The 13387-nt window shown below is 63.0% G+C and carries 13 protein-coding genes and 1 tRNA gene; 9 read left to right on the forward strand and 5 right to left on the reverse strand.

Annotation, left to right across the window (positions count from 1 at the left end):
• Nucleotides 1-10: 10 nt before the first annotated feature.
• From FZZ90_RS09945 to FZZ90_RS09955, 3 genes are all read left to right on the forward strand, one after another.
• Nucleotides 11-1192 carry an aspartate aminotransferase family protein gene (locus FZZ90_RS09945; protein WP_226425621.1) on the forward strand — a complete coding sequence of 394 codons (1182 nt, stop codon included), beginning with the start codon at nt 11-13 and terminating at the stop codon, nt 1190-1192.
• A complete protein-coding gene (locus FZZ90_RS09950; RefSeq protein ID WP_226425622.1) occupies nt 1193-2407 on the forward strand; it encodes a Mur ligase family protein in 1215 nt (404 codons plus the stop codon). It abuts the gene before it with no gap.
• A 68-nt stretch (nt 2408-2475) separates the two neighbouring features.
• Entirely contained in the window at nt 2476-2949 is a 474-nt protein-coding gene (locus FZZ90_RS09955; RefSeq protein WP_226425623.1) for a pentapeptide repeat-containing protein, read from the forward strand.
• 3 nt (nt 2950-2952) lie between these two features.
• On the opposite strand, the gene FZZ90_RS09960 is transcribed toward FZZ90_RS09955, so the two are convergent.
• The 3 genes from FZZ90_RS09960 to FZZ90_RS09970 are packed head-to-tail and all read right to left on the reverse strand — an operon-like array spanning nt 2953 to nt 5987.
• Complete coding sequence (locus FZZ90_RS09960) at nt 2953-4302, reverse strand: FAD-binding oxidoreductase (protein ID WP_226425624.1); 1350 nt, start codon at nt 4300-4302, stop codon at nt 2953-2955.
• An 18-nt stretch (nt 4303-4320) separates the two neighbouring features.
• Complete coding sequence (locus FZZ90_RS09965) at nt 4321-5598, reverse strand: amidohydrolase family protein (protein WP_226425627.1); 1278 nt, start codon at nt 5596-5598, stop codon at nt 4321-4323.
• Complete coding sequence (locus FZZ90_RS09970; protein WP_226425699.1) at nt 5598-5987, reverse strand: DUF4359 domain-containing protein; 390 nt, start codon at nt 5985-5987, stop codon at nt 5598-5600. The genes FZZ90_RS09965 and FZZ90_RS09970 overlap by 1 nt, the downstream gene beginning before the upstream one ends.
• Before the next feature lie 84 nt (nt 5988-6071).
• Between FZZ90_RS09970 and FZZ90_RS09975 the strand changes: the two genes are divergently transcribed.
• A tRNA-His gene (locus FZZ90_RS09975) sits at nt 6072-6144 on the forward strand.
• A 4-nt stretch (nt 6145-6148) separates the two neighbouring features.
• Here FZZ90_RS09975 and FZZ90_RS09980 read toward each other — a convergent pair.
• Both FZZ90_RS09980 and FZZ90_RS09985 read right to left on the reverse strand, forming a co-directional pair.
• A complete protein-coding gene (locus tag FZZ90_RS09980) occupies nt 6149-7231 on the reverse strand; it encodes a DUF1611 domain-containing protein (protein ID WP_226425628.1) in 1083 nt (360 codons plus the stop codon).
• Entirely contained in the window at nt 7228-8319 is a 1092-nt protein-coding gene (locus FZZ90_RS09985) for a dipeptide epimerase (RefSeq protein WP_226425700.1), read from the reverse strand. Before FZZ90_RS09985 ends, FZZ90_RS09980 begins: the two co-directional genes overlap by 4 nt.
• Nucleotides 8320-8393: 74 nt before the next feature.
• Between FZZ90_RS09985 and miaB the strand changes: the two genes are divergently transcribed.
• The 5 genes from miaB to ftsZ all read left to right on the forward strand — a co-directional run bounded on the left by miaB (nt 8394) and on the right by ftsZ (nt 13386).
• Nucleotides 8394-9788: a tRNA (N6-isopentenyl adenosine(37)-C2)-methylthiotransferase MiaB gene (gene miaB / locus FZZ90_RS09990; RefSeq protein WP_226425630.1), complete on the forward strand. Its 1395-nt coding sequence runs from the start codon at nt 8394-8396 to the stop codon at nt 9786-9788.
• A 51-nt stretch (nt 9789-9839) separates the two neighbouring features.
• Complete coding sequence (locus FZZ90_RS09995) at nt 9840-10892, forward strand: D-alanine--D-alanine ligase family protein (protein WP_226425631.1); 1053 nt, start codon at nt 9840-9842, stop codon at nt 10890-10892.
• Between the two features lie 23 nt (nt 10893-10915).
• Nucleotides 10916-11326: a hypothetical protein gene (locus tag FZZ90_RS10000; protein ID WP_226425635.1), complete on the forward strand. Its 411-nt coding sequence runs from the start codon at nt 10916-10918 to the stop codon at nt 11324-11326.
• On the forward strand, nt 11314-12159 hold the full coding sequence (locus FZZ90_RS10005) for a cell division protein FtsQ/DivIB (protein WP_226425638.1): 846 nt from the start codon (nt 11314-11316) through the stop codon (nt 12157-12159). The genes FZZ90_RS10000 and FZZ90_RS10005 overlap by 13 nt, the downstream gene beginning before the upstream one ends.
• Nucleotides 12160-12276: 117 nt before the next feature.
• Entirely contained in the window at nt 12277-13386 is a 1110-nt protein-coding gene (gene ftsZ / locus FZZ90_RS10010; RefSeq protein WP_226425639.1) for a cell division protein FtsZ, read from the forward strand.
• Nucleotide 13387: the final 1 nt, after the last annotated feature.

Here is a 13387-nt window from a genome sequence, read left to right on the forward strand (position 1 = left end):
ATCCGCTGTGATGAACACCTACGGCCGTTTCCCTTTGGCTCTGGCCAAAGGGAAAGGCTGCTGGGTCAAGGACACCGAAGGGCGGCGCTACCTGGATGCAGTCGCTGGCATCGCCACTTGCACCCTGGGCCACAGCGACAGAGCCATGCAGCGGGCTCTGCGCAAGCAGCTGGGACGCCTCCAGCACGTTTCGAACCTCTATCAGATTCCAGAACAGGAAGAGTTGGCCAGCTGGTTGGTGCACAACAGCTGTGCTGACAGCGTCTTCTTCTGCAATTCCGGAGCCGAAGCCAATGAAGCCGCGATCAAGCTGGCCCGGAAACACGGACATCAACGGCGCGGCATCGAACAGCCCGTGATCCTCACGGCAGCAGCCAGCTTTCATGGCCGCACGCTCGCGGCGGTCACCGCCACCGGTCAACCCAAGTACCACAAGGGTTTTGAGCCCATGGTGACCGGGTTTGATTACTTCCCTTACAACGATCTAAAGGCTCTCGAAGCCCTGATCAACCGCTACGAACAGGCCGGTCCCTCGATCGCAGCTGTTCTGGTTGAACCCCTGCAAGGTGAGGGTGGCGTCAACCCTGGAGACCGCGTTTTCTTCTCACGCCTGCGCGAGATCTGCACAGAGAACAACATCCTGCTGATCCTTGATGAAGTGCAGGTGGGCATGGGACGGAGCGGCCGCCTGTGGGGCTATGAGCAGCTGGGCATCAGCCCTGACGCCTTCACCCTGGCCAAGGGCCTGGGCGGTGGCCATGCCATTGGTGCCTTGCTGGTGAACGCATCCGCGGATGTGTTTGAACCCGGCGACCATGCCAGCACCTTCGGCGGCAATCCATTCGCCTGCCGGGCGGGTTTGACGGTGGCCACCGAAATCGAACGACGAGGACTGCTAACCAACGTCACAGCCCGCGGCGAACAACTGCGCGATGGGCTCCAAGAGCTGGTGAACTGCTTCCCCGAGCACCTGCAAGGCGTGCGGGGCTGGGGCCTGCTCCAAGGCATCGTGATCCGGGAGGGCAGCAGTTGGAAGGCCCCTGCGCTGGCAAAAGCCGCCATCGACCACGGCCTGCTGCTGGTGGCGGCCGGCCCCTCGGTGCTGCGCATGGTGCCCCCACTGACCATCAACAAGCGCGAGGTGCGCGAACTGCTGCGCCGCCTGGCGGCAACCCTCTCCAGCGTCAGCTGAGTGGACGATCTGTCTGATCTGATCCCACGCTTCGATCTGCGTGGCATGGATCTGCAGTTGGATCGCATGCATGCGGCACTGCACGAGCTCGACCATCCCTGTCGGACGATCCCCGCGATTCAGGTGCTGGGCACCAATGGCAAGGGTTCCATCGTCAGCTTTCTGGAATCAGCCCTTTGTGCAGCCGGCCTCCGCTGCGGGGTCACAACCTCCCCCCATCTGGTGAGCTGGTGCGAACGCATCCGGATCAAGGGAAAGCCCATTGCCGCTGAAACGCTGCGCACCCAGTTGCAGGCGCTCCAGCCCCTGAACGAACGGCATCGGCTCACCCCATTTGAACTGCTCGTGACCTCAGCCTTCTTGGAGTTCCAACGGCACGCCTGCGACCTGCTGGTGCTGGAAGTGGGGCTGGGAGGGAGGCTTGATGCAACCACGGCCCACCCATGCCGCCCTGTGGTGGCTGTCGCCAGCATTGGCCTGGACCACTGCGAGCACCTGGGCAACAGCCTCACCGCTATCGCAACCGAAAAAGCGGCAGCGATCCCGCCGCAGGCCACCGTGATCAGTTGCGTCCAAGCCCCTGAAGTGCAGGACGTCCTGGAGACAACCTGCCGGACCCAGCAGGCCAAGCTCCACTGGGTGAAGCCCCTGGATTCAACCTGGCAACTGGGCTTGTCCGGCACCATTCAGCGGAGCAACGCCGCTGTGGCCCTGGGTGCCTTGCGAGCCCTCTCGGGCTTGGGCTGGACCTTGCCTGAAGCCGTAATCCAGGAGGGCTTTGCCACAGCCCACTGGCCCGGTCGCCTGCAAACCGTGCATTGGGGGGACCAAAAGCTTCGCCTGGATGGAGCCCACAATCCACCGGCAGCGGTGCAGCTGGCCGAAGAACGCAGCCAGTGGATCGATGCCTCCAATGGCGTGGTGTGGATCCTGGCAATCCAGGCCCATAAGGACGCTGTCGCCATGCTCCAGACGCTGCTGCAGCCGCAGGACCAGGCTTGGATCATTCCTGTGCCGAGCCACAAGAGCTGGAGCCGGTCGGCCCTCCTCCAGGAACTGCCTCAGCTCGAGCACCAGCTGCAGGAGGCCGACGGCCTTGAAACCGTGCTGAACCACCTCAGCAGCAACGAATGGCCGACACCTGTACCGATTGTTGCCGGATCGCTGTATCTGATCGGTGACCTGTTCGCTCGTGGCGTTGTAACGGCAGAGTGACCACAGCTTGCGCGTGGACTGTGCTGCGAATCTCCAGGTTGCTGGGCCTTCTCCTGCCCCTTCTGCTCATGGCAACGCCTGCCCAGGCCCTTGACACCTCAGCTGGGGTGGGGCTGCAGGACCGGGCCCTGTTCCAGGAAAAAGTGGATTACACGCTCACCAACCAGAGCAACGGTGACTTCGAGGGGCAGAACCTGGCCAACACATCCTTTGCCGGAGCTGTGGGCCGCGGAGCGAATTTCCGGGGCGCCAACCTGCATGGCGCGATCCTCACCCAAGGGGCCTTCGCCGAGGCTGATTTCCAAGGCGCTGACCTCTCCGATGCCCTGATGGATCGCGCTGACTTTGTCGCCACCGATCTACGCAATGCCGTCCTAACCGGGATCATTGCTTCGGGCAGCAGCTTCAGCAACGCTCAGATCGAGGGGGCTGACTTCACTGACGCCCTGCTCGATCGTGATGATCAACGCCGGCTATGCGGCGAGGCCGATGGCATCAACCCCAGCACGGGAGTCGCCACCTTCGACAGTCTTGGCTGCTGATCCTCAGGAGCGCTCCTCCCAACCCCGAAGCTTGCCTGGATTGAGCAGACCGGCAGGATCAAAGCGCTGCTTGGCCGCCACCTGATCGGCATCGATGACGCCAAGGCCGCCGTCTTCCACAGTGATCACGTGGGGGTTGAACAGCACGGCACCCGCGGCCCTGCAGTCGTCCATCAACCGGTTCAGCTGATCTGCTCCCTGCCAACGCACCAACGGCAGAGCAGCCAGGCGGGGACAGCCCTGCTGTCGCACAAGCTCGAGATGCCAGACCAGGGCATCACCCCAGCGCTGCTTCAGTGCCGCCATCGCAGGGGCCTCCGGTTGCGGCAACAGCATCTGCAGGTAGGTCCATCCCGGCTCGGAGGCCCGCACATGCAGGGTGGTGTGATTCCAGCTCAGCTCGCGCAAGCCATTGCCCCCGGAGAGATCCTCAGGGCCGAGATCCCGCAGGCTGGCCCCGGCTGACTGAACCATCCTTTGCAAGCTTTTGAGCCCATCGGGTGCGACGAGCAACAGCAGCCGGTGGGCTGAGACGGCAGGACCACCCCAGCCGGGCATCCGCGACAGCAGCGGCTGTTCCAGCAGGCTCGCCAAATGGAGATCCAAGGCCGAGGCAGCGATCCTCTGCATCAGCTCAATTGCCTGCTCCCAGTGCTCGCAGTCCACACTCACCTGGTGCCAGTTGACCGCTGGAGCTGTGGCCAGGCTGAGGGCCGTGATGATGCCGTTGGTGCCGTAGGCATGGTTCAAGGCCTCGGCATCCATCTCGCCGAGTTGATGGCGCTGGGCATCGGGGCGTAGAGGCACAATCTCCAACCCGAGGAGATGGCCTGGATCCCGCAGAAAGCCCCAGCGCAGCGAACCGATGCCCCCAGATCCCCCTGCAACAAAGCCACCAATAGTGGCGCTGCGCCAGGTGCTGGGCATCAAGCGCAGCTGGCGTCCATGCCGGCGCAACTCCTGATCCAGATCACGCATCACACAGCCCGGTTCCACGGTCACCACCCCAGTGATCGGATCAATCGAACGGATCTGCCGCAGGGCCGTGGTGAGCATCACAACGCCGCCCTGCAGAGGCACACACTGGCCGTAGTTCCCCGTCCCGGAACCACGCAGGGTCAAGGGAATCTGGTGCTCAGCGCAGGCCGAAGCCAGTCGTTCGACGGCGTCCACCGAGCCGGGGCGGACCACCAACTCAGCACGGCAGGCCTCCAGCCGCGGCGTCAGGACGGGGGAGTACTCAAAGGCATCCCGGGAATGGCGCTGAAGCTCCCCCGGTTCCTCCAACAGCTCCAGATCCGGAACAACGCTGAGGGCTTGCCGCAGGGCAATTAAGGCTTCAGCGCGACCCATGACGTGGCGGAACACTGGTCAGTGTCTAGCGCTTGGTGACGACTGCCAGTGGCCGTTCACGAGAATCTGACGCTGGGGAGAACACTGGATCAGATCGGACCATCCCCGGCCCTCCGTGCAGATCAGATCGGCTGGAGCACCGGCCCGCAGCACCCCATCCCACTCCAACTGAAGAATGGCGGGCGGCGCTGTAGTGAAGGGAGCCAGGCCCAGGCGCTGCCAGGGCAACAACTGAGTCAACGGCATCGAAGCAGACAGCAGGGCCAAGGGATCAAAGTCGCCTCCCGGGAACCAAGGATCAGCCACGTTGTCACCCGCAACCGCAACAGGAACACCGCAACGTTGCAACTGACGGATTGGGGCCTGCGGACGCTGAAGTGGTGTGGCGTGATCCGCCCGTGCCAGCAACCAGGCATTGGTGAGAGGCAGGGCAATCACATTGATCTGTGCTGCCGCCATGCGCTCTGCCAACCGCATAAGGCGTGGCGCCGGCAGCAGGGAAAGACTGCTGGCATGGCTGCAGGTGACTGCAACCTGCACTGGTACGCGCCGCAGAGCCTTCAGAAGCTGAACCATGCCCTCCGCCGCACCATGATCCGCTTCATCGATGTGCAGATCGACGCCGCAGCTGTAGCGATCAGCCAAGCGCAACAACGCCTCCAGCTGCTCGGTGACCACAGAAGATCCGCAGGGGGGAGTCACGACACCGCCCAAGCAGCCGCCACTGGCGGCGACGCGACGCGCCAGAACATCAGCTTCAGCTGTCCCCCAGAAGGCCAAAGGCACCAGCGCCACCAGCTGGAGATCGATGCGGCTGCGCCAGCGCTGCTGCAGCGTGAGCAGCGCATCCCAGCTGGGCTCAGCGCCGGGGCCACCACTGTCGACATGGCTGCGGATGGCCCGCAGCCCATTGGCAAACGCCCTTTCCATGGCGCGCTCTCCGCGTTGGAGCACGGAGGCGACGGTTCGGGTGTTGTGCTCCCGCAGATTGGCGTCGAGGGCTCCCGTATAGCTGCCGCTGAGGTTGGGATGCTCCTGCCAGGTGTAGGCCTTGTCCAAATGGACATGGCAGTCGACCAAGCGCGGCAGCACCATCCGAGACGGTGGCACGTGACCGGCGGGCAGGGGCTTGGGCTCCCGCAAGCGCCCCTGATGCCAGTCAAGGCGAACGGGCGTTAGCCCTTGCTTCGCGACATCTGGCAGGGGCGTTGAAGGGGTGAAATCCAGTAGTCCAAGGGGTGCCCAGGCCTCAAGAACACCACTTCCCGGCTGGGCCTCAAGCGACGGGGCGTCCATCACTCCTCAGCACCGTTGCTGGCATCAGTGCTGAGGACCACGAAACGACCTGCCACACCAAGGCTGAGGACTTCAAAGCCGGGCAGGCGCAGACCTGGCAGCAGTTCCTTCCCTTCCATCTGGGTGGAATACAAACTGGCCACCACCAGGTTGCGACGGGTGGTGAACTGCCCCGCCAACGCCGCCAGTGCATCCCGCTGGGAGGCAATCAGTTCAGGGCAATTGCGAATCCAAAGACGCAGCACCATCGGAAGGGTCGGTTCGTCGCACAGTTCCTTGGCGCCCAACCTGACCAGCTGGTCTCCGGCATGGGCTTGATAGTCCTCCATCGACGGGTTGGAGACCACAAGCGACAGCACACCGGCCGCCGCAACCCCCCCCGCCAACATCGCCAGAGCAGGCCGACCTTGCGGACGCGATGAAGGGGACACCAGGCAGGCTGCAGCTCGTGTTGGTAGATTCTCACGGACGCGGCGGGCGTCGCCAAGTGGTTAAGGCAGCGGCTTGTGGCGCCGCTATTCGGGGGTTCGAATCCCCTCGCTCGCCCTTCTCAACAACTCATCAAAGCTCCCAGGAGAGGCTCAGCACCCCAGCGGATGGGGTCGGTACAGGCCAGACCCAGCGTTTGGCTGACGCGCTCCACCTCCTCTCGAGCCTGAGCTTCATCGAGACGTGCGGTGTTGAGGGCGACAGCGGCCACCTTGGCTGGCTGACCTGCCCCATCAGGCCGAGCCCAGCTCGCCAGGGTTTCGGTGGTGGCCACCAAGGCCTCAAGGCTTGGAAGAGGGATCTGAGGCAGTCGATCAATGGTCTGCTGGCCGGCCCGATGCACCAGCAAAAGGGCCGTCGGCTGGGTGCCCCGCAACAGGGGCAGGGTGGCCGTTGAGGCCGGATGGCAGAGCGATCCCTGCCCCTCCACCAGCACAAGGCCACGGTCCGGCAGAGCATCCGCCGCCCGCAGCACCGCCGCCTCCACCGCACCGGCGGCGTAATCGACGCGAACAGCATCCAGAGCGACCCCTTCCCCGCTGATCAGGATTCCCGCCTGTCCTGTCCCTACAAAGCGCGCGGAAATGCCGGTGCGCTGGGCCGCCTCCAGCAAAGAAAGGCATGCACTCATCTTGCCGACAGCCATATCGGTGCCAACGGCCAGAAGGCGCCGACAGGGGAGCGCTGCGGCGCGTGCCTGGCCAACGTTGAGTCCTTCCGGCTCCCGACGCAGATCCCAGATCCAGCGGTCGGGCCAGCGGGCATCCGCGAGCTTCGGATCATCGGCCAGGCGAGTGTGGAGTCCGCTGGCGAGATGGAGGCCTGCGCGCAACGCCGCCAAGACGTCGTGGCGGACAGGATCAGGCAGCCGCCCCCCCGAGGGAGCCAGGCCGACCACCGCGACCTCTGGCTTGTAGGGCAGAGCCGCAGCCAAATCCGCCACCACCGGCACGTCACGCTCGATGCCGGTGACGTGTTGCAGAGACTGGCCCGCATGGTCGGGATCGATCACCGCGACGATCGGTCCGGCACGGTGGCGGAGCATGGCCAGACCAGTCTTGCCGGTGAGGCTGGCCAAACCGCCGTGTTGGAGCAGCACCAAACGCATCTCCCGAAATCCCGGCGGCGCCTGAATCCCGCTCATAAGGCTGCTGTGCCTCCTGCCTGGCGGATCCCCAATCCAGGCATCGCCGAAGGTCGCAAACGATCGTCCTGCAACTCAAGGCCAACAAAGGGGTCATCCACCAAGTTGAGATGGCTGTCGAGATCCGGCCAACGGATCAGAGGCAACATCTGAGCTGCTGCACCGTTCAACAAGGAGCTGTCGGAGTAACACCCCACCATCAGGTCCAACCCCTTCTTCTGCGCCAATTGGGCCATCAGCAGGGCCTGACTGAGCCCCCCGGTCTTCAGAAGCTTGAGATTCACACCATCCACCACCGGAGCCAGACGCAGGAGATCCTCCAGATCCCAGCAACTTTCATCCGCCACCAAGGCCATCGGACAGTGCGGGTGCAGCGCCGCGAATCCGGCTGTGTCCTGCGTCGGATCCAGATCAGGAGCCAGGGGCTGCTCCAGCAGCACCACCTGGTGTGAGGCCAGGGGCTCCAGCATTCGCCTGGTCTGATCCACGGTCCATCCACCGTTGGCATCCACTTGCAGTTCGACCACCACACCCTGCCGCTGGGATCGATCCGTGATGGCTTGGGCCACAGCCTCCAACAGGCTGAGGTCGTGGTCCAACCCGTCTGGGCTGCCCAGCTTGAGCTTCACCCGCGTCGCCGGCAGCTGCGTCCACCAGCGGTCCAGACGATCCAACACGGCATCCACAGGAGCCAGTCCCAGGGTGACGCTTGTGGCCACACCCTCGGCTGGATCCAGTCCCCAGAGCCGCCATAGCGGATGGCCGAGCCGTTGCCCATGCCAGTCCCACAAAGCCAGGTCGATGGCACAACGAGCCGGTGGACTCAGGCCTGCCAGCAGGGGCTCGAACCGTTGCGGACGGTTGGGATCCAGAGCCTCTAGGTGCGGCAACAGCGCCAGCAGTTCCTGTTCCACAGCCTCCAGGGCAAAGGCACGGTGGCCGGTTTCAAATCCACCGGTCTCGCCGCGGCCGACCAGGCCATCACGTTCCAACCTGAGCTCCAATCGCACCACGGCAGCTGTGGTGCCCCGGCTGATCGTCAGGGGCACGGCCTTGGTGAGCGAAAACCGTGTGAGGGCCCAGCCCATCGCCATCCGGCCGTCAATCTCCAAACTGACACAACACCGCTGTGACTCACACTGAGAAGGCTTGAGCCAGAGATTTGGTCGCCTCCGCCCCCCTCGCCACTGACGCCACTGCCAATCCCCAGCGCGGCAGCTACTGGATCACTACGTTCGGCTGCCAGATGAACAAGGCGGATTCCGAACGAATGGCGGGAATCCTGGAGGCCATGGGCTACCAGGAGGCGTCAGCCGAACTGGATGCCGATCTGGTTCTTTACAACACCTGCACCATTCGGGACAACGCCGAGCAGAAGGTTTACAGCTACCTCGGCAGACAAGCCCAGAGAAAACGCAGCAACCCCAATCTCACCCTGGTGGTGGCGGGGTGTGTTGCCCAGCAGGAGGGCGAATCATTGCTGCGGCGCGTTCCGGAGCTGGATCTGGTGATGGGACCGCAGCACGCCAACCGGCTTGAGACCCTGCTGCTGCAGGTGGACAGCGGTCAGCAGGTGGTGGCCACCGAAGACCACCACATCCTTGAAGACATCACCACGGCCCGCCGGGACAGCAGCATCTGCGGCTGGGTGAACGTGATTTACGGCTGCAACGAACGTTGCACCTACTGCGTGGTGCCCTCCGTGCGGGGCAAAGAACAATCACGGCTGCCCCAGGCGATCAAGCTGGAAATGGAGGGTCTTGCCGCCCAGGGCTACAAAGAGATCACCCTGCTCGGCCAGAACATTGATGCCTACGGCCGTGATCTGCCGGGCATCACACCAGAGGGTCGCCGCCAACACACCCTCACCGATCTGCTCCATCACGTCCACGACGTGGAGGGCATTGAACGGATCCGTTTTGCCACCAGCCATCCGCGCTACTTCACCGAGCGGCTGATCGATGCCTGTGCCGACCTGCCCAAGCTCTGTGAACACTTCCACATTCCGTTTCAGAGCGGGGACAACGACGTGTTGCAGGCCATGGCCCGGGGCTACACCGTTGAGCGCTACCGGCGGATCATCGACCGCATCCGTGAGCGCATGCCCGATGCCTCATTGAGCGCCGATGTGATCGTTGCTTTCCCCGGCGAAACCGATGCGCAGTACCGCCGCACCCTCGACCTGATCGAAGAGATCGGCTTCGATCAGGTGAACACGGCGGCCTATTCACCCCGGCCCAACACCCCAGCGGCTGACTGGGACAACCAACTGCCGGAAGAGGTGAAGGTGGAACGCCTGCGCGAAATCAATGCCCTGGTCGAACGCTGCGCTCGCAGGGCCAATGCCCGCTATGAGGGGCGCACTGAAGAAGTGCTAGCGGAGGGCATCAATCCCAAGGACCCATCGCAGCTGATGGGGCGAACCCGCACCAATCGCCTGACCTTCTTCAGTGCCACCGGACCGGATGGTGAGGCCTTCGAAGCCGGCGATCTCGTGCAGGTGCGCATCGATGCCGTGCGCTCCTTTTCACTCAGCGGCACCCCCCTGCCCCGCTGAGCACAACGCTGATACCTTTGGCGCTCCCACTGCTCAGGGGTCGCAGCATTCATGCCGTCCAGTCCCATCACGGTCGGGCTCGTTTTTGGAGGCCGCTCTGGAGAGCACGACGTTTCGATCCGTTCTGCGGCGACCGTCGTCCGAGGCCTGCGCAGCGGGCACAACAGAGAGCGCTATACGGTGCAGGCGATCTACATCGACCGTGATGGTCGCTGGTGGGGAACGGAAGTGGCCGAGGCAACCCTGGTCTCCGAAACCGCACCGGAGCTCACTTCACCCCTGCCACCCTCAGGATTCCAAGGGTTCCCGGAGGGATGTGACGCTGTCGACATCTGGTACCCGGTGCTGCATGGTCCCAATGGCGAGGACGGAACGATTCAGGGGTTGTTCCAACTGACCGGCAAACCTTTTGTGGGGGCCGGTGTTCTCGGCTCCGCCGTCAGCATGGACAAGCAGGCGATGAAGTCCGCCTTCACCAGCGCCGGGCTGTCTCAAGTGCCCTATGTGGCTCTTCACGCGTCCGAACTCGAGGACGCCAACAGCCGTTCAGCCCTCTTGAATCGGATTGAGACCGAACTGAACTACCCCTGTTTTGTGAAGCCAGCCAATCTCGGCTCGTCGGTTGGAATCAGCAAGGTACGTTCCCGGCAGGAACTGGAAGAAGGCCTCAACCAGGCAGCAGCACTCGATCCAAGGCTTGTGGTGGAGCAGGGCGTCAACGCCAGAGAAGTGGAATGCGCCGTCCTGGGAGGACGCACGCTCGAAGCGTCAGTGATCGGCGAGGTTCGTTTTGATGCGGACTGGTACGACTACGAGACGAAATACACCGCAGGGCGAAGCAGCACGTTGATTCCAGCGCCCCTGCCTGATCAGGTGAGTGAGCGCATCCGTGCGCAGGCCTTGCAGGCCTGCGCTGCCGTTGGCGTTAACGGCATGGGGCGGGTGGATTTCTTCTACGACGACGCCAACGATCAGCTTTGGATCAACGAAATCAACACCCTGCCTGGTTTCACGGCCCAGAGCATGTTCCCGATGCTCTGGGCGGCCAGCGGCGTAACACTCGAACAGTTGGTGCACAAACTGATCCAAACAGCAGGAGAATGAGCGCAGCGTCCTTCGCCTGACCCATGAGCCACGGACTGCTCTGGTTTCCATTGCTGCTGGCCTTTGTGCTGCTGGCGTCGCTCGGATGGCTGGAACGACGGCGCCAAAACCTGTTTCGTGCCTGGGCCGAAGGCTCCGAACTCGCCAAGCTTGACGGTTGTGGCGGTGCCCGCCTGAAAGACGGTGAACTGCAATGGAGCAGCTTCGAAGCGGGCAGTTTTCAAGATCAGGGCTCGTTTGATGTCTGCAGGCTGGAGCTTGTGGAACTGATGTCACTGGCGTCCGGCGAAGCTCCCCTCACCGAGGAATCCCAGGGCCGCTGTCGTCTTCGCCTCATCGGTAAAGATCTGAAGATGGATGTGCCCTTCTCTGATGCCGACCGAGCGCGCAGCTGGGGTGAGCAACTGATGGCACGGGCCCGGTGCGACCTTTGAGCCGGGTCTCGACCAACAACAAATCCTCCCAACAGCCGGTTTCCACTCAGGTCGCCCGGCGCCGGGAATTGCGCCGGCAGCGTCGCCAGACCCTGTTGATTCAACTTTGGCGCTTTGTGGCCTTGCTGCTTGTCAGTGGTGGATTCTCCTGGATCCTGCTGCGCCATGGCTGGACGCTGCGGAGCCCTGAGGCGCTGATCCTGACCGGTGGCACTGCCCTTGAGGCCAATCAGGTCATCGAGGCCGCCAAGCTGCGCTTTCCCCAACCCCTGCTAGAGGTCAGTCCCAGGGCACTTGAACAACAGCTGATCAAGTCCTTGCCGGTGCAAAGCGCTCATGTGCAGCGACGAATGCTGCCTGCTCGCCTCTTGATCAGCCTGAAGCCCGAGATTCCCGTCGCCAAGGCGGTGCGTCAGGGTCCTTTTGGACGGGAACGGGGGCTGCTGAACGCCGAAGGGCAGTGGATCCCCCTGAGCGACGCTTTGCCAGAGCCACTGACGGAGATCGTGGTGCGTGGTTGGAACGACCAACAACGCAGCCAGATCGCTGCACTGCTGCAACAACGGGATCGCTTCGAGGGGAGGCTGAAAGCCATCGTGCTTCACCCCGACGGCAATGTCAGCCTGATCACCACCGCACTGGGCCAGATCGATCTAGGTGGCGAACCAGCCCTTCTGAACGCCCAGATCGAGACGATCGTCCACCTCAACAAGACGTTGCCGAAGCAGCTGCGCCAGGCCCATCAGAGCAGCCTTGATCTCAGCAATCCGGACCGACCAGAACTGCAACTGCCGACGCCACCCGAGCCCAAAAAGGTCAAAACACAACCCTGAATCCAGAGGATTAAAAATCTGGAGACCACAACCTCAGTTCCTGGTTTGTGATCTGTTAAAGCCGAGACCAAGCTTCAGGGACATAATGCATCGCAACCAAACGGTTCTGCCTCGACGATGGAGATGGTGAGCGGCTCAGGGTCTTACACGGCAGCGGGAATCCAGCCCAGCCAATCCGCCCGCATCGAGGTAATCGGCGTTGGCGGCGGTGGAAGTAATGCCGTCAACCGCATGATCCTCAGTGACCTTGAGGGTGTGGGCTATCGCGTTCTCAACACCGATGCACAGGCCCTAATCCAGTCGCAAGCCCAGCAACGCCTGCAGTTGGGGCAGACCCTGACCCGAGGGCTTGGCGCCGGTGGCAATCCGACCATCGGCCAGAAAGCAGCCGAGGAATCCCGTACTGACCTGCACGACGCACTGCAGGGCTCCGATCTTGTGTTCATTGCCGCTGGCATGGGCGGTGGAACCGGTACTGGTGCCGCACCAGTGGTGGCCGAAGTCGCCCGTGAAGTCGGTGCTCTCACCGTCGGCATCGTGACCAAGCCGTTCAGCTTCGAGGGCCGTCGTCGCATGCGTCAGGCCGACGAAGGAATCGCTCGCTTGGCGGAACACGTGGACACCCTCATCGTGATCCCCAACGACCGCCTGCGTGATGCCATCGGCGGAGCTCCCCTTCAGGAAGCCTTCCGCAGTGCGGACGATGTTCTGCGCATGGGCGTCAAAGGCATCAGTGACATCATCACCTGCCCTGGCCTGGTGAACGTTGACTTTGCGGACGTTCGCTCCGTGATGACAGAAGCGGGAACGGCACTGCTGGGCATCGGCATCGGTTCCGGTCGCTCCAGAGCCGTGGAAGCAGCCCAGGCCGCGATCGCCAGCCCACTGCTTGAAACCGAGCGGATCGATGGCGCAAAAGGCTGTGTGATCAACATCAGCGGCGGCAAGGACATGACCCTGGAGGACATGACCACGGCTTCAGAGGTGATCTACGACGTCGTCGACCCCGAAGCAAACATCATCGTGGGAGCTGTGGTGGATGAGGCGCTCGAAGGCGAGATTCACGTCACGGTGATCGCCACAGGATTCGAAAACAAGCAGCCCTACCGCAGCGAGCGCAGCCGCTCCATGCCATCCATGTCAAACCGTGCTGAACCCGAAGAGAACGGCGCGAGAATTCCTGAATTCCTGCGTCGCCGTCAACAACAAGACAACGGCACTGTATGAG

The sequence above is a fragment of the Synechococcus sp. MU1617 genome, from assembly GCF_020514235.1.
Taxonomy (GTDB): Bacteria; Cyanobacteriota; Cyanobacteriia; order PCC-6307; family Cyanobiaceae; genus Parasynechococcus.

Bases quoted from the DNA above. Each gene is read 5' to 3' on its own strand.
- FZZ90_RS09945 (WP_226425621.1), top strand. From the start codon at position 11: ATGAACACCTACGGCCGTTTCCCTTTGGCTCTGGCCAAAGGGAAAGGC.
- FZZ90_RS09955 (WP_226425623.1), top strand. From the start codon at position 2,476: ATGGCAACGCCTGCCCAGGCCCTTGACACCTCAGCTGGGGTGGGGCTG.
- FZZ90_RS09960 (WP_226425624.1), bottom strand. From the start codon at position 4,302: ATGGGTCGCGCTGAAGCCTTAATTGCCCTGCGGCAAGCCCTCAGCGTT.
- FZZ90_RS09965 (WP_226425627.1), bottom strand. From the start codon at position 5,598: ATGGACGCCCCGTCGCTTGAGGCCCAGCCGGGAAGTGGTGTTCTTGAG.
- FZZ90_RS09970 (WP_226425699.1), bottom strand. From the start codon at position 5,987: ATGTTGGCGGGGGGGGTTGCGGCGGCCGGTGTGCTGTCGCTTGTGGTC.
- FZZ90_RS09980 (WP_226425628.1), bottom strand. From the start codon at position 7,231: ATGAGCGGGATTCAGGCGCCGCCGGGATTTCGGGAGATGCGTTTGGTG.
- FZZ90_RS09985 (WP_226425700.1), bottom strand. From the start codon at position 8,319: ATGGGCTGGGCCCTCACACGGTTTTCGCTCACCAAGGCCGTGCCCCTG.
- FZZ90_RS09995 (WP_226425631.1), top strand. From the start codon at position 9,840: ATGCCGTCCAGTCCCATCACGGTCGGGCTCGTTTTTGGAGGCCGCTCT.
- FZZ90_RS10000 (WP_226425635.1), top strand. From the start codon at position 10,916: ATGAGCCACGGACTGCTCTGGTTTCCATTGCTGCTGGCCTTTGTGCTG.
- ftsZ (WP_226425639.1), top strand. From the start codon at position 12,277: ATGGAGATGGTGAGCGGCTCAGGGTCTTACACGGCAGCGGGAATCCAG.